21 protein-coding genes are annotated in these 22,657 nt (G+C 57.0%); 12 read left to right on the plus strand and 9 right to left on the minus strand.

Annotated features, from left to right (window positions below):
- Positions 1-3: 3 nt before the first annotated feature.
- Positions 4-576, minus strand: coding sequence for a GcrA family cell cycle regulator (locus BUC32_RS07810; protein WP_073251353.1), 573 nt, complete (start codon positions 574-576; stop codon positions 4-6).
- A 125-nt stretch (positions 577-701) separates the two neighbouring features.
- Between BUC32_RS07810 and BUC32_RS07815 the strand changes: the two genes are divergently transcribed.
- Positions 702-1,502, plus strand: a complete 801-nt coding sequence (locus tag BUC32_RS07815) for an ABC transporter permease (protein ID WP_245815152.1) — start codon at positions 702-704, stop codon at positions 1,500-1,502.
- A 74-nt stretch (positions 1,503-1,576) separates the two neighbouring features.
- On the opposite strand, the gene BUC32_RS07820 is transcribed toward BUC32_RS07815, so the two are convergent.
- Complete coding sequence (locus BUC32_RS07820; protein WP_073251355.1) at positions 1,577-2,452, minus strand: DMT family transporter; 876 nt, start codon at positions 2,450-2,452, stop codon at positions 1,577-1,579.
- Between the two features lie 305 nt (positions 2,453-2,757).
- Here BUC32_RS07820 and BUC32_RS07825 point away from each other — a divergent pair, with 305 nt between their 5' ends.
- From BUC32_RS07825 to gndA, 4 genes are all read left to right on the plus strand, one after another.
- Positions 2,758-3,939 (plus strand): aspartate aminotransferase family protein, encoded by a 1,182-nt coding sequence (locus tag BUC32_RS07825; protein ID WP_073251582.1) that lies wholly within the window; start codon positions 2,758-2,760, stop codon positions 3,937-3,939.
- A gap of 5 nt (positions 3,940-3,944) precedes the next feature.
- The gene (gene argF, locus BUC32_RS07830; RefSeq protein ID WP_073251357.1) at positions 3,945-4,871 is read left to right on the plus strand and encodes an ornithine carbamoyltransferase; all 927 of its coding nucleotides are present in this window, start codon (positions 3,945-3,947) and stop codon (positions 4,869-4,871) included.
- Between the two features lie 247 nt (positions 4,872-5,118).
- Complete coding sequence (locus tag BUC32_RS07835; protein WP_073251359.1) at positions 5,119-6,147, plus strand: 2-dehydropantoate 2-reductase; 1,029 nt, start codon at positions 5,119-5,121, stop codon at positions 6,145-6,147.
- Between the two features lie 77 nt (positions 6,148-6,224).
- On the plus strand, positions 6,225-7,628 hold the full coding sequence (gndA, locus tag BUC32_RS07840; protein WP_073251361.1) for an NADP-dependent phosphogluconate dehydrogenase: 1,404 nt from the start codon (positions 6,225-6,227) through the stop codon (positions 7,626-7,628).
- Positions 7,629-7,684: 56 nt separating this feature from the next.
- Here gndA and BUC32_RS07845 read toward each other — a convergent pair whose 3' ends face one another.
- From BUC32_RS07845 to BUC32_RS07860, 4 genes are all read right to left on the minus strand, one after another.
- Positions 7,685-9,166, minus strand: coding sequence for an inorganic phosphate transporter (locus tag BUC32_RS07845; protein WP_073251363.1), 1,482 nt, complete (start codon positions 9,164-9,166; stop codon positions 7,685-7,687).
- Positions 9,167-9,252: 86 nt separating this feature from the next.
- Positions 9,253-9,711, minus strand: a complete 459-nt coding sequence (locus BUC32_RS07850; protein ID WP_073251364.1) for an NUDIX hydrolase — start codon at positions 9,709-9,711, stop codon at positions 9,253-9,255.
- 105 nt (positions 9,712-9,816) lie between these two features.
- The gene (gene hrpB, locus BUC32_RS07855) at positions 9,817-12,255 is read right to left on the minus strand and encodes an ATP-dependent helicase HrpB (RefSeq protein ID WP_073251366.1); all 2,439 of its coding nucleotides are present in this window, start codon (positions 12,253-12,255) and stop codon (positions 9,817-9,819) included.
- Between the two features lie 4 nt (positions 12,256-12,259).
- Positions 12,260-13,006, minus strand: coding sequence for a DUF3108 domain-containing protein (locus tag BUC32_RS07860; RefSeq protein WP_083599274.1), 747 nt, complete (start codon positions 13,004-13,006; stop codon positions 12,260-12,262).
- A gap of 55 nt (positions 13,007-13,061) precedes the next feature.
- On the opposite strand from BUC32_RS07860, the gene meaB reads away from it, so the two are divergent.
- From meaB to BUC32_RS07880, 4 genes are all read left to right on the plus strand, one after another.
- Entirely contained in the window at positions 13,062-14,045 is a 984-nt protein-coding gene (meaB, locus tag BUC32_RS07865; RefSeq protein WP_073251371.1) for a methylmalonyl Co-A mutase-associated GTPase MeaB, read from the plus strand.
- A gap of 235 nt (positions 14,046-14,280) precedes the next feature.
- Complete coding sequence (rpmB, locus tag BUC32_RS07870; RefSeq protein WP_073251373.1) at positions 14,281-14,571, plus strand: 50S ribosomal protein L28; 291 nt, start codon at positions 14,281-14,283, stop codon at positions 14,569-14,571.
- A 104-nt stretch (positions 14,572-14,675) separates the two neighbouring features.
- Complete coding sequence (locus BUC32_RS07875; protein ID WP_073251375.1) at positions 14,676-15,023, plus strand: hypothetical protein; 348 nt, start codon at positions 14,676-14,678, stop codon at positions 15,021-15,023.
- Positions 15,024-15,088: 65 nt separating this feature from the next.
- Positions 15,089-15,568, plus strand: a complete 480-nt coding sequence (locus BUC32_RS07880) for a copper chaperone PCu(A)C (protein ID WP_073251377.1) — start codon at positions 15,089-15,091, stop codon at positions 15,566-15,568.
- A gap of 83 nt (positions 15,569-15,651) precedes the next feature.
- Here the strand turns inward: BUC32_RS07880 and BUC32_RS07885 are convergent, their stop codons facing one another.
- A complete protein-coding gene (locus BUC32_RS07885; protein WP_073251583.1) occupies positions 15,652-16,350 on the minus strand; it encodes an NAD-dependent deacylase in 699 nt (232 codons plus the stop codon).
- Positions 16,351-16,468: 118 nt separating this feature from the next.
- Here BUC32_RS07885 and BUC32_RS07890 point away from each other — a divergent pair, with 118 nt between their 5' ends.
- Complete coding sequence (locus BUC32_RS07890; RefSeq protein WP_073251379.1) at positions 16,469-17,065, plus strand: 2-dehydro-3-deoxygalactonokinase; 597 nt, start codon at positions 16,469-16,471, stop codon at positions 17,063-17,065.
- A complete protein-coding gene (locus tag BUC32_RS07895) occupies positions 17,062-17,493 on the plus strand; it encodes a low molecular weight protein-tyrosine-phosphatase (protein ID WP_073251381.1) in 432 nt (143 codons plus the stop codon). The genes BUC32_RS07890 and BUC32_RS07895 overlap by 4 nt, the downstream gene beginning before the upstream one ends.
- A 49-nt stretch (positions 17,494-17,542) precedes the next feature.
- Here the strand turns inward: BUC32_RS07895 and BUC32_RS07900 are convergent, their stop codons facing one another.
- Positions 17,543-19,945 (minus strand): GcvT family protein, encoded by a 2,403-nt coding sequence (locus tag BUC32_RS07900; protein ID WP_073251383.1) that lies wholly within the window; start codon positions 19,943-19,945, stop codon positions 17,543-17,545.
- Positions 19,946-20,129: 184 nt separating this feature from the next.
- Here BUC32_RS07900 and BUC32_RS07905 point away from each other — a divergent pair, with 184 nt between their 5' ends.
- The gene (locus BUC32_RS07905; RefSeq protein WP_073251385.1) at positions 20,130-21,662 is read left to right on the plus strand and encodes a trimethylamine methyltransferase family protein; all 1,533 of its coding nucleotides are present in this window, start codon (positions 20,130-20,132) and stop codon (positions 21,660-21,662) included.
- An 11-nt stretch (positions 21,663-21,673) separates the two neighbouring features.
- On the opposite strand, the gene BUC32_RS07910 is transcribed toward BUC32_RS07905, so the two are convergent.
- On the minus strand, positions 21,674-22,639 hold the full coding sequence (locus BUC32_RS07910) for a LysR family transcriptional regulator (protein WP_073251387.1): 966 nt from the start codon (positions 22,637-22,639) through the stop codon (positions 21,674-21,676).
- Positions 22,640-22,657: the final 18 nt, after the last annotated feature.

Raw genomic sequence — 22,657 nt, forward strand, 5'->3', positions numbered from 1 at the left:
AAGTTAGCGTTTGCGATCGCGTCGCGCGCTCATTGGTTGGAAGGCAACGCCAACATGGGCTTCGCAATAGGGTTTGCCAGCCTTGACTGGCAAGCCGCAGAACCAGAAATCATCTGTGGCAGGGTCGCCAACAGGCCACTTGCAAGTGCGCTCGGTCAATTCCATCAGCGACAACCGTTTGGCTGATTTTTCAATCTCGCTCACTTTGGCAAGCGCTTCGGGGCTGATTTCATTGGCCGAAGGTTGCGGTGGCAGGGGCTGGCCTGCGGGAATGATCGCCCGACGCGCTGCTGACATCGCAGGTTTGGCCGCAACCGGTTCCGGTTTGGGCTCCGCCTTGGGGGCCGCCGCTTTGGGCGCGGCCCTTGGCTTGGGGGCTGCCTTAGGCTTTGGGTCTGCTTTGGGCTTGGCGTCAGCCTTGGTGGTGGTCGCGCGGTTGGACAGGCCAAGGCGGTGCACCTTGCCGATCACAGCGTTGCGGGTCACGCCACCCAGCTCTTTGGCGATCTGGCTGGCCGACTGGCCCTCGCCCCACATCTTCTTCAACAACTCTACGCGTTCGTCGGTCCAGGACATTCAATGTTCCCCAATTAAAAAACGGCCCGTAGCGAGCCGTCACGCATTTCTTGGTCAGGGGCCTATTTTAGTCACCCTTGTCCGAGTTACAAGGCAGAGAATCAGCGAAACGGGGGCTTGAGGCCATGAATCAGCTTGAAATGGGTGTGCGCCGCTTTGGTCGGGTGAACTGGTTGGGGCTTTACACGCTTGCCAGCCGCGAAATCACCCGGTTTGTAGTGGTGTGGACACAGACCCTTTTGGCACCGTTGGTGACCGCCGGTTTGTTCCTGATGATCTTTACGATTGCGGTGGGATCGCGCCGGGGCGAGGTCATGGGGGTCCCGTTTATCGAATTTCTGGCACCAGGGATTTTGATGATGACAGTGATCCAGAACAGTTTTGCCAATGTGTCGTCGTCTTTGGTTATTTCCAAAGTGCAGGGCAATATTGTCGACACGCTGATGCCCCCCCTTGCGCCACTGGAAATGGTTCTGGGGTATTTGGCAGGTGGCGTGGTGCGCGGGCTGTTTGTGGCGGTTGCAATATGTCTGGGGCTTTGGGTGTTTCTGGGGATCGGCGTTGCCCATCCCTTGTGGGCGCTGATTTTTGTTCTTCTGGGCGGCGCCTTTTTGGGAGCGGTCGGGATCATCGCAGGTATTTTCGCCAACAAGTTCGATCAGATGGCAGCGATTACTAATTTCATCGTGACACCTTTGGCGTTTTTGTCGGGCACGTTTTATTCAGTGACGGCGTTGCCGCCAGTGCTGCAGGTGATCACGCGATTTAACCCGATCTTCTATCTGATTGATGGGGCCAGATATGGGGTGATTGGTGTGTCGGACGGCTCACCCGTGCTTGGGCTGGCGGTTGTCGGTGGGGCGACGCTGGGCCTGTGTTGGGTGGCCTGGGCGATGATGAAGCGCGGCTATCGGTTGAAAAGCTAAGTCACTGAGAAACCCGCCTTTGTGGCGTTTCCACCATACCTACTACTGTGAGCATTTTTGAAAAAGTGAAGCTGTTAGCGATTGCGCGTTTCGCGCCAGGCCAGAATGCCAGCGCTGGCCAGAATCAGGGTGGCACCTGCAATGCTGATCTTGTCTGGGAGTACGTGGAAGACGGCAGCGTCGTAAAACGCGGCAAAGGCCAAGGCACAGTAAAAGAAGGGTGCAACAAAGCTGGCGTCGGCCATGCGCATGGCATTAACGAAACAAGTTTGTGCCGATGCCATCAGAATGCCAATGCCTGCCAGTGCCAACCATTGTGCCGACGTTGGAGATTGCCAGACAATTACGGTGGCGATGCTGGAGATCACCAACCCCAAAGCATTGTTCACCAAAAGAATTTGGAACGGCGTTTCCTTACCCGACAACAGTTTGATGAAGATCACTTCGGCCCCAAGAAACAGCGCCGAGGCCACGGCGATCAGCGCGCCAATCTGAAGTGCACCCGCACCGGGACGCATGAGAACGAAAGCGCCGATCAAAGCGATTGCGGTAGAGCCCCACCGCCATGGTCCAATGCGCTCCCCGAGAAAGGGAATGGCAAACAGCATGCCAAACACAGGGTTGAGAAAGCTGATTGCGGTGGCATCAGACAAGGGGATAAAGGCGGCGGCGGCAAACATCATGGTGACACCCAGCCAACCCAGTGTTGAGCGCCCCAGATGCCAACCCCAGCTTGGCCGCGTAAAAGCAGGTCGCATTATCAATGCGGCGCTGAATATCGCAATAAAAGCGAACAAAAACCGGCCGTGGCTGATTTGTAGTGCATGCAATGGAGGGCCAAGTGCGTCTGTACCCAAAGCCTTGGCCAGCAACGTGGTGCCAGCGGCAAAGGCCGACGCTGCAACGGTTAAAGCCGCGGCAAGGGCTGGGTTTTGAGGCGGGTGAACCATAGTGCGAGCTTTTGACGTGGGTGTGGCGGTGTTGCAAGGTCAAAGACCTGATCGAGAATTTAGGGGGTTCTCAAGCGCAAATTGCATCGCTAGAGAGGCGTCATGGAAACCACTTTCGCTCAAAAAGGCCTCCGACGCCTGCGATGCAATCGACGCCGATAAACCGGCTGCGATACGATTTGGTGCGCTCATAGCGCAGCGAGTTTCCTAAAAAACCGCGCCGGATGGGCGCACTTCATTCTCAAATTATTGACTTGATCGCCCACGTGGGGCAACCACGGGGCTTCCTATATGAGGACCGGACTATGATCCCTTCTGTTCTACCGACCTATACCCGCGCCCCTTTGACCTTTGTCAAAGGCGAAGGCTCTTGGATGATCGAAGCAGATGGCCGACGTTTTCTGGACCTTGGGGCCGGGATTGCGGTGAATGTTCTGGGGCATGCCAACCCGATTTTGGTTGAGGCTCTGACCGCGCAGGCGGGCAAGCTGTGGCATGTGTCGAACCTTTACAACATCTCTGAACAACAGGCTTTGGCGGACAAGCTGGTGGATAACACCTTTGCCGACACGGTGTTTTTCACCAACTCGGGCACCGAGGCGTGTGAGTTGGCCGTAAAGATGGCGCGCAAGTACTGGTATGACAAAGGTCAGCCTGAAAAGGTTGAGATCATTGGCTTTGATGGTGCCTTCCATGGCCGGTCATCGGCTGGGATTGCGGCTGCGGGCGGCAAGAAGCTGACCAAAGGTTTTGGACCGCTGTTGCCCGGTTTTAAACACCTCACGTGGGGCGATATTGCATCGGTGAATGATGCGATCAACGATGAGACCGCAGCAGTGATCATTGAACCCGTGCAAGGTGAAGGGGGCATTCGCCCAATTGCCGATGACGACCTGCGCGAGCTGGCGCATATTTGCAAAGAAAACAATGTTTTGCTGATTTTGGACGAAGTCCAATGCGGGGTTGGCAGAACAGGAAAGCTGTTTGCCCATGAATGGGCCGGGATCACACCTGACATCATGATGGTGGCCAAAGGCATCGGCGGCGGGTTTCCCCTTGGGGCTGTTTTGGCCAGTGAAGAAGCGGCTAGCGGTATGACCGCGGGCACGCATGGATCGACCTATGGTGGCAATCCTTTGGCCTGTGCGGTTGGCTGCGCAGTGATGGACACGGTGGCGACGCCTGAGTTTATTGCGGATGTGAACCGAAAGGCCGGCCTATTCCGTCAGAAACTTGAAGGGCTGGTGGCCTCGTATCCAGACCTGTTTGAAGAGGTTCGTGGCACTGGGCTGATGTTAGGGTTGAAATGCTATGCCCCTAACACGGATGTGGTGAACGCGGCTTATGATGCTGAGCTGATCACCGTACCGGCCGCCGACAATGTGGTGCGCATTTTGCCACCTTTGAACATCACCGATGACGAAATTTCCGAGGCTGTCAGCAGGCTCGACAACGCGGCGGCGCAGGTCGCGGCGAACAAGGATTAATCCCGATGGCCAATTTTCTTGATATTCACACAACTGATGCCGCTGATCTGCGGGGCATCATCGACAGCGCCAAATCCATCAAAAATGCGCGCAATGGTCGCCCTAAGGGGGCTCTGGATGATGATCTGCCGCTGAAAGATCACATGGTTGCGTTGATCTTTGAAAAACCATCGACCCGGACGCGCGTGTCTTTTGATGTGGGCGTGCGCCAGATGGGCGGGCAAACCATGGTGCTTTCCGGCAAGGAAATGCAGCTGGGACACGGCGAAACCATTGCTGATACCGCACAAGTTCTAAGCCGCTATGTTGATTTGATCATGATCCGAACTTTTGAAGAGCAGGTGCTGCTGGAACTGGCAGAATATGCCGATGTGCCGGTGATCAACGGCCTGACAGACCGGACGCACCCCTGTCAGATTATGGCGGACATTCTGACCTTTGAAGAACACCGCGGGCCAATTGCTGGCAAAAAAGTGGTGTGGTCGGGTGACGGTAACAACGTTTGTGCGTCGTTCCTGCATGCGGCTGGCCAGTTCGGATTTGATCTGACCTTTACCGGCCCCGAAGTGTTGGACCCTGAGGAAGAGTTTGTCACATTGGCGCGCTCAAAAGGGGTGAAAGTCGAGATTGAACGCAATCCTCAGGTTGCGGTTGAGGGTGCCGATCTGGTGGTGACGGACACTTGGGTCAGCATGCATGATTCCCAGTCAGCACGCGAACGTCGTCATAACCAGTTGCGCCCTTATCAGGTTGACGAGGCTCTGATGCACCATGCAAAGCCAGACGCATTGTTTATGCATTGCCTGCCAGCGCACCGTGATGAGGAAGCCACCAGCGCTGTCATGGATGGCCCACATTCGGTGATATTCGACGAGGCCGAAAACCGTCTGCATGCGCAAAAAGCGGTCATGCGCTGGTGCTTGAGTAAGTAGACCCGCGTATTGTTGCAAAGCAGCCAGGAAACACCTCTCTGAAACAGGAGGGGTGTTTGCCGAAAAGCTTTGCAAAATTTGCCGAAGAGACGGCCAAATTTCGATTCTAAAGACACAATATTGCCTCAATCTTTACGCATTCTGAGGGCCACAGCCTTTGGGGCGTGAGTATCCTGTTGTTAACGAGTTTTCTGGTTTTCTTTGAAATGAATGCGTGACTCTTGCGTGAGTTTTTGGGGAATTTTGGATGGACGGAGCTTCGGGAAGCCGGGGGAATACTCCACATATTGTGGTTGCAGGCGCAGGCAGCGTTGGGTGTTTCGTTGGCGGGATGCTTGCACGCGGAGCGCATCACGTAACTCTGTTACTGCGCCCAAGAATGGCCGAAGAATTGTTGCGCCAGGGCCTTAACCTGACGGACTTTCAGGGGCTGGACGAAGACCTGTCGCCGGATTTGTTTGCCTTGGCCAGTGACCCGGCCTGCCTTGAAAAGGCAGACGTCATTCTGGTGACTGTCAAAAGCGGTGACACCGAGGAAATGGGCCACCTGATACGCCGACACGCGCGCAAAGATACAATTGTCGTCAGCCTGCAAAACGGCATCGGCAATGCCGGTGTTCTCAAGGAATTGCTGCCCGACCTAGATGTGCGGGCCGGGATGGTGCCGTTCAGCGTTGCGGCCATCGAAGGCGGCCGTTTTCATAGGGGCACAAGCGGAGACATCGTCATTGAAAAAGGGCCCAATCATCTGGCGCGTCATCTGAGCGTTCAGGGTCTCGCGTTTCACGAGCGTAAATCCATGACCGAATTGCAGTGGGGGAAGCTGATCGTAAATCTGAACAACGCATTGATTGCCCTGTCAGGTTTGACGCTTAAAGAAGAATTGAACAGTATGGTCTGGCGTCGCCTGATGTCTGACCAGATCAGAGAGGCGCTGAGAGTGCTTGAAGCTGCGGGCATTCGGGCCGTACCGCCGATGTCCACCCGGATGCCAATTCGCTTTTTGCCCAAAATCCTCCGATTGCCTTCGCCGCTGTTTAACCGTGTGGCACGCGCCATGCTGACGATCGACCCGCATGCGCGCAGTTCAATGTGGGACGATCTTGAAATGGGCCGCAGAACCGAGGTTGAAGAATTACAGGGCGTGATTGTTGAATTGGGGAACAAAGAAAAAATTAAGACCCCAATCAACAAACGCGTGGCGCAGCTTGTTCGTGAAGTCGAGGCCAAAGAAGAGCGCTCGCCGGGGTTGATGGCACATGAAATACGACCCTGAAATGACAACAGGGTTGCGACCTTCCGCATTCCGTCGCAACATTGTGACTAACGTTAAAAGCGCGGGAACACAGCCTCATGACAAAGGCGGATATCGGGGTCTATGGGTTGGGCACGATGGGCAGCGCCTTGGCGTTGAATATTGCCGAGCATGGTTTCCGGGTTGCCGTCAGCAACCGCGAACTTCCATGGATTTCGGATTTCATCACAGAGGCCGGTGCGCTGGGCCCGAGTATTCAGCCCTGCGAGACGCTTGAAGACTTTGTCTTGTCTCTGAAAACACCCAGAGTCATCTTGTTCATGATCCCGTCCGGAACGCCCTTGGATCAAATGATCGGTGTGATCGCGCCTTTGTTAGAGGCGGGAGACACGATCATTGACGGTGGGAATGCCGATTTCAACGACACTCGGCGCCGGTTTTCAGAACTCGAAGGCAAGGGGCTGCATTTCGTCGGTATGGGTGTCTCTGGCGGCGAAGAGGGCGCGCGATTTGGACCGTCGATGATGGTTGGTGGCACAGCGCATAGCTGGCAACAATTGCGCCCCATGGCCGAGGCGATCTCGGCAAAGTTTCAGAGCGCGCCTTGTGTGGATCATCTGGGCCCTGACGGGGCAGGTCATTTTGTCAAGACCATACACAACGGTATTGAATATGCCGATATGCAAATGATTGCAGAGGTTTACGGCCTGTTGAGGGATGGTGATGGCTGGAATGCCGCTCGGATCGGCGCGCAGTTTTGCAAGTGGAACGATGGTCCATTGCGCAGTTATTTGATTGAAGCCACTGGCGAGGTTCTAGCTGCTGTCGACCCTGAAACAGGGTCTGCCATGGTGGATGTAATCGAAGATCGCGCGGGCCAAAAGGGCACGGGGCGCTGGACAGTGATTGAAGCCCTTAAGCTTGGCCAATCGGCGAATGGGATCGAAGCGGCAGTTGGCGCGCGTGGATGGTCGGCTGACAAAGACTTGCGGATCGCCGCCTCTGATACTCTGGAAGGCGGGGAGATCGGATACGAAAAACCCTCAGGGCAGGATATGGCGCTGGGCTTTGAAGCGGCTCGAATATTGGCCCATGCCCAAGGGTTCGCGGTGATGCAGGCCGCTTCGGACGAGTTTGCCTGGGACCTTGATTTGGCACGGATCGCTGAAATCTGGCGCGCAGGATGCATCATACGCTCAGCTTTGTTGGATGATCTTTCGGATGCCATTCGCGCCGACCCGCCATCACGGGCGCTGATTTTAGCGCCCGTGATGGCCGAAAGACTGGCCAAAGGCATTCCGGCCTTGCGTAGGGTGGTGTCGGCGGCTGTGGTGGCTGGTTTGCCAGCCCCTGCATTAAGCGCGGTTTTGGCTTGGTATGACAGCCTGCGTCATGCACGTGGCACCGCCAACCTCATTCAGGCCCAGCGTGATTTCTTTGGCGCGCATGGGTTTGAGCGAGTTGATCAACCGGGAAAACACCACGGGCCATGGTCCGCGTAACCACCGGTGAAGCCGATGCAAGAAAGGAGAGGCGCTGCATAGCGCCTCTTTTTCGTTTAAGCGACGACGCTGTTTAAGACCAGGAAGATCACAGCCGACATGATCGCGGCGGCGGGCACGGTGATGACCCATGCGGCGACGATGGTCATAAAGTGACTGCGGCGCACCAATTTGCGTCGGCGGCGCTCTTCTGACGCAATACGCTTGGCCTGAGGACGGGCTTGTGCAGATTTGCGCAGGCGACGCTCCGCGTGCCATTCGCGGAAAAAGCCAACCCCGAACACGCCACCCACGGCGATGTGTGTGGACGACACCGGCAAGCCCAACCAGGACGCGACGATAACGGTAATCGCGGCCGACAGTGCCACACAGTAAGCGCGCATAGGGTTCAGTTTGGTGATCTGTTCACCCACCATGCGGATCAGCTTGGGGCCAAACAGAAACAAACCAAAGGAAATCCCAAACGCTCCGATAATCATCACCCAGGATGGGATCGATACTTTGGCGGCAAAATCGCCAAACTCGGACGCATGCACAATCGCAGCAAGCGGGCCAACCGCGTTGGCGACATCGTTGGCGCCGTGTGCAAACGACAATAGCGCGGCAGAAAATACCAGTGGAATGCCGAACAGAATCTTGAGAGATTTGTTGCGATTTTCCAGCCCTTCGGATTGTCGGCGGATCAGCGGTTTGGAGATGAAATAGGTCAACGCACCGATGCCAAGGCCGATTAACAGCGCGGTCTGGATGTCGATCTTGATGATGCGCTTCAAGCCTTTGAGCGCCAGATAGGCCGAAAATGCTGCTGCCATGATGGCAATCAAAACGGGAACCCAGCGGCGTGCGGCGGCAATCTTGTCATCCTGATAGATGATATAGGCCTTGATGAAGGCCAGAAATCCGGCGGCAATTGCCCCGCCCAGAACCGGGGAAATCACCCAGCTGGCGGCAATCTTGCCCATTGTCGGCCAGTTCACGGCGGCAAATCCGGCAGCGGCGATGCCAGCCCCCATAACACCACCCACAACCGAGTGCGTGGTCGAGACCGGCGCGCCGACAAAAGTCGCCATGTTAACCCAGACTGCAGACGAAATCAGAGCGGCCATCATCGCCCAAATAAAGACGCGCGCATTGGCAATGCCAGCAGGGTCAATGATGCCTTTGGAAATGGTCGACACAACGTCTCCGCCTGCCAAAAGTGCCCCAGCACTTTCAAAGAAAGCGGCAATGGCAATCGCACCACCCATTGTCAGCGCATTTGCCCCAACAGCCGGGCCCATGTTGTTGGCGACATCGTTCGCGCCAATGTTGATCGCCATATAGGCGCCAACTGCTGCGGCTGCGATCACAACCATGTTGGAGGGGAAATCACCAAAAAACAGACCGGCGGCAAAAGCAGCTATGATGATGAAAAGTAACGCAATTCCAAGCCCAACCATAGGGCGTGCCACATAGGCAGTCGCATATTCAAAGTTGGAAATCTTGTTGAGGTCTTTGTCCAGTGTGGACCAGTTTTTCCCAGGTTGTTCCGAAGTCATCAGCCAGCATCCCCTTAACTCGACGTCGCGGTAAACCGGAAATCGAGTCGGGGCAACAGGGCTGTTAAAAAACGTTCAGAAAACTGTCACAATTGTCGCAGTATTTCCTGCAAGCCCGGCTCTTCCACAAGCTGAGCAGCTTCCTGCGGCGACACCCATTTGCGCTCGCGCTCAGAGGCCTCAGGAAACTCGTCTTCCAGCCTTTTAACTTCGACCGTAAACACGGTGGTTTCGACGGGCACTTCGGCGCCATTGTCGAGTTGCTTGTCATAATCGTAAGTGCCAACCGGCTCGCGGTTGATATTGCCCTCAACAACGCCTGCTTCTTCCCAAGCTTCCTGCATTGCGGCGCCTGGGGCGTCATACCCATCCATCGGCCAGCCTTTGGGAACAACCCAACGCCGACTGTCGCGGCTGGTGATCAGCAACACTTTTTTTCCGGCACTTTCGGAACGATAGCAAATCGCCGCAACCTGAAGCCGTTTTGGGCGGCGCAAAAGGGGGCCGACCACGCTGGTCAGCGCGTTTCTAAGTGCATCTGTCATTTGATTATACCGCTCTTCTCGTCGTTATTTTTTTCGTTATCGGTGTTAAGTATATACGCTGGTTCAGGCAAATTTGCAAGTCACGTCCCTATTTTCTAAGGAATTTCACGTGCTTCGGCGTTTTACGCGCAGAGTTGGATCGGCCTGTGTCGGGTCTTCGGGCCAAGGGTGTTTGGGGTAACGTCCACGCATATCTTTGCGCACATCGGCATAAGAACTCGCCCAGAAACCGGGGATGTCCATCGTGGTCTGAACTGGACGTCCGGCGGGTGACAACAGCGTTACACGCAACGGAGTGTGGCCCACCACGGGATGCTGTGTTTGTCCGAACATTTCTTGCAGCCGTAGTGTGATCTCAGGGTGCTCACCAGAGTAGTCTATCGGGATTTTTCGCGCCAATGGCGTGGTGAAATGGGCGGGCGCCTTTTGATCCACCAGTTGCATCTGGTTCCAATCAAGCCTTGCGCGCAATGGGGCCAGCAGATCAAAACGTTTCCAGTGATCGGCGGTTTTCACACCACGCAGATGTGGCAAAAGCCAATCAGAGATCGTGTCCATCAAAGCCTCTGGCGACATATCGGGTAGATCATGGCCCGCCTCGCGCAACAATTCGACCCGCGCGACAAAGCGACGTGCAGGCGCAGAAAGCGTTATGTCGAGATCGCGCACACCGTCCAGCATGGCTTGTGCGATCACGTCATCTGGTGCGTCTTTCCAGTTGCGGTCCTGAAGGACCAGCGCACCAAAGCGCTCTTGCTGACGCACTTGTACCTGTCGGTCTCGTTTGGACCATGCACAGTGGTGATGCCACTGCAAATGGTCGGCGAAAAGGTCGCGAATTTCCTGAAACGTAAGCCGAGCTGCAAGGCGCACGCGCGCTTCACGCGGATTGCCGTCGGTGTCTGCCACCACGAGATAGGTAGCGGATCCCATGCCTTCGCCGTCCTCAACGATGGCGCCCTTGCCGCCTGACAGGGCAAACCGGTGTTCTTTGGTGTCGCGCCGCTTACCCACGCGGTCAGGATAGGCCAGGGCAACCATTTCGCCTGGGCTTAGAGCGGGTTTGTCAGGTGCGTTGCGGGTCAGCCGTTTGGCTTCATCGCGGATGCTATGCAACGCGGCGCGGTTCACGACATAGGAATATCTATCATTAAAGACTTTCAGGTCTTTCAGCGCTTCAAGTCGCAAAGACAGGTCAATTGGCACACCCCGTCCAAGCGGATCACGGGCGGCCAACAGGGCTGCTACCGGGGCGGCCTGTTTTCCGGCCACAGCCAACATATGCGCCAAGCGGGGGTGTACCGGTGTCGTCGCCAATTGCTTTCCGTGCGCGGTGATCCGGTTGTCGTCGTCCAGCGCTCCCAACATCCTTAGGACATTTTGTGCCTCGCTATAGGTGCCAGTGTTGGGGGGTGTCAGAAAATCCAGATCCTCCGGGGTCGTCCCCCACAGTGCCAATTCTAATGCCAGCCCGGTCAGGTCAGCGGCCTGAATTTCGGCAGGTGGAAACGGCAACAGCCCGCCTTCCTCACCTTTGGTCCAGAGACAGTAACAGGTGCCCTCGGCGACACGTCCTGCACGCCCTTGGCGTTGCGTGGCTTCGGCGCGTGTTACCCGTTCCGTGACAAGCCGTGACATGCCAGAGCCCGGATCAAACCGCGCGCGACGGGCCCGACCTGCGTCCACAACCACGCGAACGTCCTGAATGGTCAGTGAGGTCTCGGCAATGGATGTGGCCAAAACCACTTTGCGGCCCTGATCAATGGGACGGATTGCGGCCTGCTGATCCTTGAATGGCATCGCACCATAGAGCGGGTGGATGTGACAGTCAGCGGGCAGTTTCAGCAAAGACTGCGTGCGGCGAATTTCACCTTCTCCGGGCAGGAAAACCAAAACCCCGCCGTCCGTTTCGGCAATCGCCTGAGTAACGAGGCGTGCCGTAGCCTGCTCAAGCCGTTCCTTTTTGTCCAACGGGCGATCCAGCCAACGGGTCACAACTGGAAAACTGCGCCCTTGCGAAGTGATGACCGGAACGTCGCCCATGAGCGCGGCAACCGGGGCGGCGTCCAGCGTGGCAGACATCGCCAGGAGCATCAGATCGTCCCGCAGTGCGCCCGCGATCTCAAGGCAGAGCGCAAGACCAAGATCAGCATTCAGGGAGCGTTCGTGAAATTCATCAAAGATCACTGCACCGATGCCAGACAATTCCGCATCTGTTTGGATCATGCGGGTCAGGATGCCTTCGGTGACAACTTCGATGCGGGTATTTTTGCCGACCCGGCTTTCTCCACGCACCCGGTAGCCCACGGTATCACCAGGTTTCTCGCCCAAGGTCTGCGCCATGCGTTCAGCGGCCGCGCGGGCGGCCAGCCGGCGTGGTTCGAGCATTAGAATTTTGCCATCCGTCAGCTTGGCGTCCAACATGGTCAAAGGCACCACAGTGGTCTTTCCGGCACCAGGCGGGGCCTGTAGTACAGCGCGTCCCCGGCTTCGCAAGGCAGCGATCAGCGGGTCAAGCGCGTCATGAATGGGAAGCGTTGTCATGAGGTCAATCGCGCCGGTGCAATGTCGCCGGACCATGACGGGTGCGCACATAGACCCGCACGGTGCGCCATGTGTCGCCAGACTTGCGGTATGTGATCGACAGGGGCGAGGTCGACATCTCATCCAGTTCGGCCTGCGAATACCCGCCAAGCCGATCATAGCTGCCGTGACAAATGATATCGTCATCGTCGTCTTCACGTCTGGTCAGGCGAATGGCGGTCAGGCGTGTGCCGTCAAACTGGGTCTGATCAAAGACGCATGTGGGAGCTTCGCTGTCGCGCAGTGTCAGCCACATCATTGTCATCGGATCGATCGCACCGTTCAGGCGATCAGGATCAATCGGAACGGCGGGTGCATCTTTGCCTGCGGTCTTACGGGGGATGCCGGTGGAATACTCCAAAGTGGTCTGCGATTTGCGCTTTCCGGTGTTGATGCTGCCTTTGTAGGCTTTGGGGCGCAGCATGTCCCCTGTCAGCGTGCCTTTGGCGGAAACGTCAAAATGAATCCGGGCCAGAACCCCGGCCAGTCCGGTGGTGCGAAAACTGCCGCTGCCTTTGTAGGTTTCACCGGTTTGCGCCATGCGCACCTGCATTTCGCCAACTTTGATGCCAAACCCGTGCACGGACCACAGTTGATCCGCTTTGGCGGGCAACGTGCCAAGCACAAGCGCTGCGGCGCATTGCAGCGCAAGTTTTCTAAAATGCGGTCTGCATCTGTCGCGCTCTGGACTTTTCGGGGCTGAGCAAGGCATGTAATCACCCTATAGGACAGGCGCAAAAAGCGCAGATGGTTGAACAGGTACTTAGATGGATATCGCAGATTTTCGCGACAAGATACTGAAACAGGACCGAAGGGCGCTCGCAAGGGCGATTACGCTGGTGGAAAGTGCACGCGCCGACCACCGTGCGCAGGCCTCTGAACTTTTGGAAGCGCTGAGGGGGGCTGGAAAGCAGTCCTTGCGTATTGGTCTGTCGGGGACGCCGGGTGTGGGGAAATCCACATTCATCGAAAGCTTTGGCATGATGCTGACGGCTTCGGGATTGCGGGTTGCGGTTCTGGCCGTAGACCCGTCATCTGCGCGATCCGGTGGGTCGATCCTTGGCGACAAAACCCGGATGGAATTTCTCAGCCGCGATCCCAATGCCTTTATTCGCCCATCCCCCAGCCAGACCCATCTGGGGGGCGTGGCGCGCCGTACACGCGAGGCTGTGGCACTGTGCGAGGCAGCTGGCTTTGACGTGGTGTTGATCGAAACGGTGGGGGTCGGACAATCCGAGACCGTTGTCGCCGAAATGTCCGATCTGTTCTTGTTGTTGCTGGCCCCGGCGGGTGGCGACGAATTGCAAGGAGTGAAGCGCGGCATCATGGAAATGGCCGATATCATACTGGTGAACAAGGCGGACGGCGATCTGAAAACCACAGCCATGCGCACCTGCGCCGACTATGCGGGTGCCTTGCGCCTGTTGCGAAAACGCCCACAGGACCCACAAGGCTTTCCCAAAGCCATGACGGTTTCAGCTGTCGAGAAGGCCGGGCTTGAGACAGCCTGGGAAGAAATGACAACCCTGATCAATTGGCGGCGCGAAACAGGGCACTGGGATCAGAGGCGTGCGCAGCAGGCAAGTTTCTGGTTCCACGAAGAGGTGAAACAAGGATTGCTCGCCCGACTGCAGCAAGGCGAGGCCAAAGAGGCGATTGCCGCATTGGAAACGCGTGTGGCCACCGGAGACGTTACGCCTTCGGCCGCCGCAGATAGCGTATTGAGAATTCTCAATATCTCGGCCAGATAATGCCGCCATTTTGGAAAATACCCCGAAATGTGTGCGGTTTGGCGCAAGCCGTCGCGGCGCTTGTGGCATTTGTGGAAAACAGCGGGCTTCTGCCAAAAAGCTTTGCCTGAATCACTTGACGCCCCCCGGTTTTCGGCCTAATGACCGCGAACGAATTTACGGGCGCTGTTCGTCGGCGCCCCTTTGCATTGACGGGGGCCGATCTCCCGTGACCAAGTAAAACGAGGATGAAGCCATGTCGCGTCGTTGCGAATTGACCGGAAAAGGCCCTATGTCTGGCAACAATGTCAGCCACGCCAAAAACCGTACCCGCCGCCGTTTTCTGCCGAACCTGAATGACGTGACACTGCAGTCCGAAATTCTGGGTCGTGGCGTAAAACTGCGCATCTCGGCAGCTGCCCTGCGCACTGTTGACCACCGCGGTGGTTTGGACGCCTTCATGGCGAAGTCCAAAGATGAAGAACTGTCAGCCAACGCGCTGAAAGTTAAAAAAGAGATTGCGAAAGCTCAAGCGGCAACCGCTTAAGTTTTTGACGATCGGACAGTGAAGACGGCCCTGCCTGAAATTCAGGCGGGGCTGTTTCCTTTTGTCGCTTCACCTTCCGGCGCAGGAAGGTCTATATCAACCTCATGACTTGGCTGCGCAATCAGATCGTGATTCTGCTGGTGGCTGTGCTGGTGTTGACCGGGCACAGCATGGCAATTGCACGCGTCATGCCCACGGCCTCGGGTTTCATGGAGTTGTGCACGGGCACAGGCCCGGTGATGACGCCGATGGACGCCGAAGGCAATCCGACCGGTCCGTCCCATATCTGCCCCGAGTTTAGTCTGTCGCTGATGGATGCGGTTGCACCTGTCCCTGTCCTGGCGGTGCCTCTGCAGGTGCGTGGACGCAAGGCAGAGCCAACTTATGAGGCGTCGTTTCAGCTGATTCGAGTGGTCGAAGCGTCGGCCCGCGCACCCCCTGCGTTGGTCTGAACCGCTTTGGTTCATTCCAATACCTAACACCCATAATCCAATACCCAATTTTCAGGAGAGACGAGATGTCCTTCAAAACTATTGCTGCTGCAACTGCGGCCGCTATCCTCCTTGCCGTTCCAGCATTCGCCGACAGCATGATCATGGTCGACGACCCTTATGCACGTGTGTCGGCTAAGTCGTCCAAATCCGGCGCGGCCTTTATGGCGATTATGAACCACGGTGACGAAGACGATCAGCTGATTGATGTTCGCTCGGATGTGGCCAAAAAGGTCGAACTGCACACTCATATGGAAAACGCTGATGGCGTCATGAAAATGATGCATGTGCCCGAAGGCTTTGCGATTCCTGCCGGTGAAACCCACATGCTGATGCGTGGTGGTGATCACGTGATGTTTATGGGGCTGACCCAATCCCTGGAGCATGGAGATATGGTCAGCGTCACTCTTGTGTTTGAAAAAGCCGGTGAAAAGACCATCGAAGTGCCTGTTGATCTGGAACGCAAAGCCATGCATGGCCAGATGAATCACAACATGGACAACTAAGGCGCGTTCCGCCTTGGGCTCCTGTTGGGAGCCTTCGTTGAAACGCAGGCCGGGTTATGCCCGGCCTGTTTGCGTTGTGGCGGCTATCGGGCGCGTTCGCGAGCGACCCAGTCTGGCACGATACGGGTGGCAGGGCCAAAATGAGTTTCGGCAAAGTCTGAAACGCGCGATGAGGGCGCAAGATTCAATTCGACAGTATGGGCGCCCGCCTGCCTGGCTTCTTGTCCAAAGGCCGCCGCCGGGTAGACCTCCCCTGAAGTACCAATGGCAACAAAGAGATCAGCTTTGGACAGTGCGGCGTAGATCTGGTCCATGCCATAGGGGATTTCTCCGAACCAGACCACGTCGGGCCGGGTTGCTGGCGCGCCGCAACCGGGGCAGGGGTCTGATTTTGCCATATTGTCCGGGGCTGTCCAGCGATGATCGCAGGTGTGACAGAGGGCGCCCGCCAAAAGCCCATGCATGTGCAGAACATTCCTGGAGCCTGCCTTTTCATGCAGAGAGTCCACATTCTGGGTGACAATCAGAACCTCACCGGGGTGATCGCGTTCCAGTCGGGCAAGGGCGTCATGGGCGGCATTTGGAGTGGCTTGTGCGGCCTGAACGCGGCGCGCGTTGTAAAAATTGTGCACCAGATCGGGATCGCGCGAAAACCCCTCGGGGGTGGCGACATCTTCGATCCGGTGCTGCGCCCACAGACCACCTTCGTCGCGAAAGGTACCCAGCCCGCTTTCGGCAGAAATTCCGGCACCAGTGAGGATAACGATCGTATCATGTGCCATTGGCGGGGTCCTTTGGAGTTTTCCTGTGTTGCGGGCATTGTTGCAAGGGCCAATGCCAACCACAAGCGCCTTGACCTCTGGCACTGGCATGAGAAAACGGACCCAAAGGAGACTCCACATGAGTGAACTGCCAACAGCGAAACTGGGTGAGCTGACGCGCAAAGTGCCCTGCAAGGTGATTGTACCTGTGGCGGGCTTGGTCGCGGGGTTGGTGCAGGAAAGCCCGGCGGACAGGGCCACAGGTGCGCAGGTGGTTCTTTTGGCGGGTGTTGTTGCCGCAAGGCCCAATTGGGACGGCGTTGTATGCTTGGTCGGCGCGCGAACGCTTTGGGCGCACGTAAGTGCGGGCGAGGTGGTGAGTTTTTCCAGCTTTGTCACGGTGCAGTTGGCGGAAAGCCTGTCGGTGATTTCCAAAGAAGGATTTGATAAGGGGTTGGACATCACTTTGTCCCGTCCAGAAAAACTGGCCACCGAATTGGCACAGGCGGATGTCGCGCCGGGGCGGTCATGGGGGGCTTTGATGGGAGCGGAACTCGCTGCGACGCGTCCCTATTGGTTGGGACAAGAGGTCGTTTTAATTGGCGAAGGCACGGAGGCCGAGTTTTATGCTCAGGCCATTGCCCGTCAGGGTGCCATGTTGCAAAGGGCACGATCGTCAGATGTGGTTACAGTCGGACAGCACGCGTTGATCGCTGCAGGAAAACAGAAATCATGAAAGTTTTGTTTGTCTGTCTTGGAAATATCTGCCGTTCGCCAGCCGCAGAAGGGGTGTTTCGGTTAATGGCACCGGATGTTGCAACCGATAGCGCAGGTACTGGCAGATGGCATGTTGGAGAGCCTCCCTATGGTCCGATGCAGGCCGCAGCCCGCGCCCGCGGATATGAATTGTCCGATCTGCGCGCGCGCCAGTTTGTGGTCGCAGATTTTGACCGTTTTGATCTGATCATTGGCATGGATGCGTCCAACCTTGCCAATATCGAACGCCTGCGACCGGTTGGAAATGACACGCCTGTGCACCTGTTCACCGATTATACTGCCGGGAGCGACGCGAATGAAGTGCCCGATCCTTATTACACGCGTGACTTTGACGGCGCACTTGATCTTGTCGAACACTGTGCACGGGGACTGGCGACCACGCTTTAGGCCGATCCGGGGCACCCCTCCGGCGGGAGTATTTTGAGCGAGCTGAAGCCTAGCTGCGTACAAGATCACCGGCTGGATCATAGCGTGCGGGGGCTACAATTTCTGCGACAACGGGTTGTCCAAGAACATCCACTGTCAGAGGGGCGTCAGTTTTGTCGAGAAAGCCCATGGCGAGGTTTTCACCAACCCTGTGACCCCAGTCCGCCGAGGTGATGGTGCCGATCACCTTACCACCTGCACGGATTGAACTTCCGGGTTGGGCCGGGGCATCTGAGGTTTGGAGCCTGAGAGTGGCGAAGGTTTTGTTTGATGGCGCCTTCAAGCGTTCCTGCAGGGCAGCTTTGCCAATGAAATCGAGCTTGTCCATTTTTACAAAGCGCCCGAGATCAGATTCAAATGGATCAAACTCGGTGATCAGATCGGCCTTCCAGTGGCGATAACCTTTCTCGAGGCGCATGGATTCCACCGTGCGGGCTCCGAACAGGGTGAGGTTGTACGCCGCGCCCGCTGCCCGCAGGGCAGAGTAAGCCGCAAAGAGCGAGGCGTTGGGGACGTGAATTTCATAGGCCAACTCTCCTGAGAAGCTGACCGCCATGACCACGGCGGGGGCGATGCCAATAAAGGCTTCGCGGACCGAGAGCCAAGGGAAGGCAGAGGGTGACCAGTCACCACGTGACGTGGCCGAAAGAACGTCGCGGGCCTTGGGACCGGCAAGAACCAGAATGGTGATGTCGTTGGTCAGGTTGCGGATCGCGACACCTTGGGGCGCGTGGGCCGTCAGCCAATCCATGTCGTGATACTCGGATGCGGCGGCTGAGCCATACCAGATGCGCCCGTCCGGCAGATTGGCAATCGTGGCTTCAGATTTGATGCAACCGTGGTGGTTCAGCATATATCCAAGGCCAACGCGCCCCGGTTTGCGGGTGATAAATCCGCAAAACATCGTATCAAGCCAGTCAAGCGCGTCAGCGCCAGAGATTTCAAAGCGGTTGAAGCCATTGACCTCGGTCAGGCCGACGCCGTTTTGTACAGCTTTGACTTCGGCTGCGACCACATCAAACGCCTCGTTAAAGCGATAACCATGGGTTTCGTGGAAATCCGGCGTTGGTTTGAAGTAATCTGCCCGCTCCCAGCCGTTCACAGGGGTGAATTTGGCGCCCTCGACCTGAAGAACCGGGGTCAGGGGCGTTGTTTTGGCAAAGCGCCCGGCGGGGCGGTGCTCATGCGGGAAATGAAACCGGAATTCGTTCTGGTAGTCTTCGATTGCCTTAAGTGCAGTGAGTTCTACATTGGCGTGGCCGGTAAAGCGGCGCGGATCCAGGCACCAGGTGTCATAGACAGCTTCTCCGTGCACAATTTGTTGCGCCAAAAGCCAGCCATGGCCGCCGCCTTCGCCAAGGCCCGCGCGCAGGCCGATGATACAAAACGCGTTGCGCTTGCCGGGGATCGGGCCCACCAAAGGCGCGCCGTCGATGGTATAGGTGATCGGGCCATTGACCACCGTGCGAATGCCAGTTTCCTGCAAGGCGGGCATGCGCGCAAAAGCCCCTTCCAGAACGTCCATCACCCGGTCGATATCATCCGGGCACAAGGCATTTACGAAATTCGGATCGATCCCGTCGAGCCCCCAAGTTTTGCAGTCCTGTTCATAAAAACCCACCAAAAGACCGTTCTTTTCTTGGCGGCAATAATAATCGCTGATCGGACAGCGCAGCAGTGGCATTCTGTGCCCGGCCTCGGCAATGGCGGGGATGTCTTCGGTCAGAAAATACTGATGCTCCATCGATGCAACCGGATGCTGCACCCCCATCATGGCCCCGACTTCGTTCACCCGGTAGCCGCCCGCATTCACCACGATTTCGCAGTCGATGTCGCCTTGCGCTGTGTGAACGGTCCAGCTGTCATCGGGATGTTGGGTGAGACCGGTCACAGGCGTATTTCGGTAAACCTCGGCCTCGGCTTTGCGGGCGCGTCGCGCCAGTGCCTGACATAGCTGCGCGGGGTCAATATCCCCGTCATGTGGATCCCACAGCCCACCAACAAGGTTGTCCGTCGAGATCAACGGGTGGCGTCGCGCACATTCTGCCGCGTCGATCACTTCAAATTCGACTCCCATGCCATCGGCCTGAGACACAAAATGCCGGTAACCATCCATCTGGGCTTCGGTATTGGCCAGACGAATGCCGCCGTCGCCATAGTGATAGCCAACCGGATAGTCCGGATCAGCCGCCAGTTCGCGGTAAAGGGCAATAGAATGCGATTTCAGGCCCAGCATGGTCTGGTTCATGCCAAAGTTGGTCACCTGTGCTGCAGAGTGCCATGTGGTGCCGCTGGTCAGCTCGTTACGTTCGATCAGAACCACGTCTGTCCAGCCTTCCTGGGTCAGGTGGTAAAGCGTGGAACATCCGGCGATGCCGCCGCCAATAACAACGACGCGAGTGGTGGATTTCATGACAGTCTCCGGAGTTGAAAATCATCAATAGTTCAAAACCATTCTGCCAACTGGGGCAAATACTCGTTTGCCAATTAAGGAAATCGAAAACTATGGATTTCTGTTCCCAAATGAAATGTCATCAGGCTTGCGCGAATGGGCAGGCGTGACATGTGCTGAACGGGTTATTTAAACCGAGTGTCTCATGAATTCCCAAAAACCAGTCAAAAAGCGCCGTTCGGGCCGTCGGGAGAAGTTGTTGCAGCGCGCCGCGCCTGTCGCGGTGAACCCATGTCCGCCTGGACAAGTTGGCGGGCAGTACACTCCGCTGAGCCATGCAGACTGTCAGGCGATCTATAATATGGCGCTGCGGTTGCTGGATGATCTGGGAATGGGCGAAGTCCCGAATGGGCTTCGTGATCAACTATTGGCACAGGGTGCCCGTCTTAATGGCGCGCGCGTGCAAATTCCTCCGGCTTTGGTTGCGGCGGCGATTGATGCGGCCCCATCCGAGTTTACATTGAACGGGCGGGACCCGGCGCGCTCGATCACTGTGGGGGGGGACCGCGTGCATTTTGGCACCGGTGGCGCAGCGGTTCAGGCCTTGGATCTCGATAGCGGCGACTACCGCCCGTCCACTGTGCAGGACCTCTATGACTTTACCCGTCTGCAAGATGGGTTGGAGAATGTCAGCTGGTTCACCCGCTGTTGTGTTGCCACGGATATGCCGGACGATTTGTTGCTGGATGTGAACACGGTTTTCGCGCTTTTGAAGGGTACGACGAAACCTGTCGCCACATCCTTCACGGTGGCCGAGAACGTCGCGCCCATTATTGAGATGGTCGAGATCGCCGATGGCGCGGGAAGTTTTGCGCGCCATCCATGGATCAAGGCGCATATTTCGCCGGTGATTTCGCCAATGCGCTATGGAGAAGACGCGGTGGATGTCGCGCTGGAATGTATCCGCCATAACATCCCGATGAGCTGCATCACCGCCGCGCAATCCGGGGCAACAGCCCCGGCGACTCTGGCGGGGTTTCTGGCGCAATCGCTGGCGGAAACGCTGGCAAGTCTGGTGATGGTGCATGTCTATGCGCCGGGGTATCCGATGGTGTTTTCAAATTGGCCACTGGTGATTGATCTTCGTACCGGGGCATTTTGTGGCGGTGGCGGTGAAATCAGCGTACTGAATGCCGCATCGGCGCAGTTGATCAATTGGCTGGGACTGGTGTCTGGCGTGGCCTGTTCGATGACAGATGCCAAGTCTTTGGATGCACAATATGGCATGGAAAAGGGTATTTCGGCCATGGCCGCAGGGCTGGCTGGCGGCAATCTGATTTACGAAAGCGCTGGTATGACCGCATCCCTGCTGGGTGTGTCTTTTGAAGCCTTCCTGTTGGACAATGACATGCTTGCCCATGTCTACCGCGCGTTGCGCGGAATCGAGGTGAGTGACGACACGCTGGGTTATGATGCGATTGTCGAGGCGGTGATGGGCGAGGGGCATTTTCTTGGCGGAGCGCAGACCATGGCTGCGATGGAACGGGATTACTTTTATCCGGAAATGGCCGACCGCGATGCACCAATCACCTGGTCGGAACAGGGGCGTAAAGATGCCTGGGCGCGGGCCAATCTACGGGCGCGCGAAATTCTGGCCAAACCTGATCCCGGCTATCTGGATTCGGCGGCAGAGACTGCCATTCGTGCACAGTTTGATATCCGGCTGGGATCGGTTTGATGACCCTGACATTAGCCCTCAAGCACGCGAAGATCGCCCTCAAGCCAGGGCAGAGCGCGCACGGCCGGATCAATCACTTGGGTTTGCACCAACCGCCGCATGGTCTGCGCCACGTCGCGCGGGACTCGGTCGGCCCAGTCGGCGCTGGCAAACAACGAAATATTGCGGCTGAACGGGTTAAAAGGCAGCGGGTGCGCTTCGACTTCGTTATGGAACCGCGCTGCCCGCATGTAGCCCAAAGGTGTGGTCACGGACCAGCCAATGCCGCGCGACACCAGCGCCATCAGCGACAGGTGACTGCCAATTTCAAACCGCTCGGGAAACGACAGTTTCTGACGCGCCAGGTGGGCTTCGATCTGTCGGCTGATCAGCTGCTCACGTTCGTAGCGCAAAAGCGGCAGAGATTTGAGTCCTTCCAAAAGCCCCGGACCGCTGGCCAGTTTGCCACGCGGAGCCACAACGATAAACGGATCGCGCACCACCGGGTATTCGGCGACCCCTTCCAGCACCTCTCCGGTCGAGGCCGACACACCAATATGCAGGCGCCGGTCTTTCATGGCCGCCGTAATCTCGTGGCTGGGCGCTGTGATCAGCTTGAACCGGCATTTGGTCAGGCTTTCGGCCAGCACGGTCACCAGACGTGGTGTCAGGTCGTTGTCGAAATCGTCGATGATCCCCATGCTCAGCGTGCTGAGGTGCGTCAGATCCATCACCGTCAGTTCCGATTGAGCAAGCCGCAACTCGGACAGAACGCTGGCGGTGCGGGCCAGAAAATTCCGCCCCGCAGGCGTGAGTTGCATCGGTCGTTTGCCATGGTTCAAAAGGTCAATACCAAGCGCGGTTTCCAAATTCTTGATCTGCTGGCTGACGGCGGGTTGCGACAGGCCTGTAGTTTCGGCTGCATGCGCCACCGACCCGGACGCTGCCAGCGCTTCGAACACTTCCAATCCCCGCAGGGTGACGCCCTTCATCAGCATAATGTTTCTCCAATTAGA

It is taken from the genome of Shimia gijangensis, assembly GCF_900142085.1.
Lineage (GTDB): Bacteria > Pseudomonadota > Alphaproteobacteria > Rhodobacterales > Rhodobacteraceae > Shimia > Shimia gijangensis.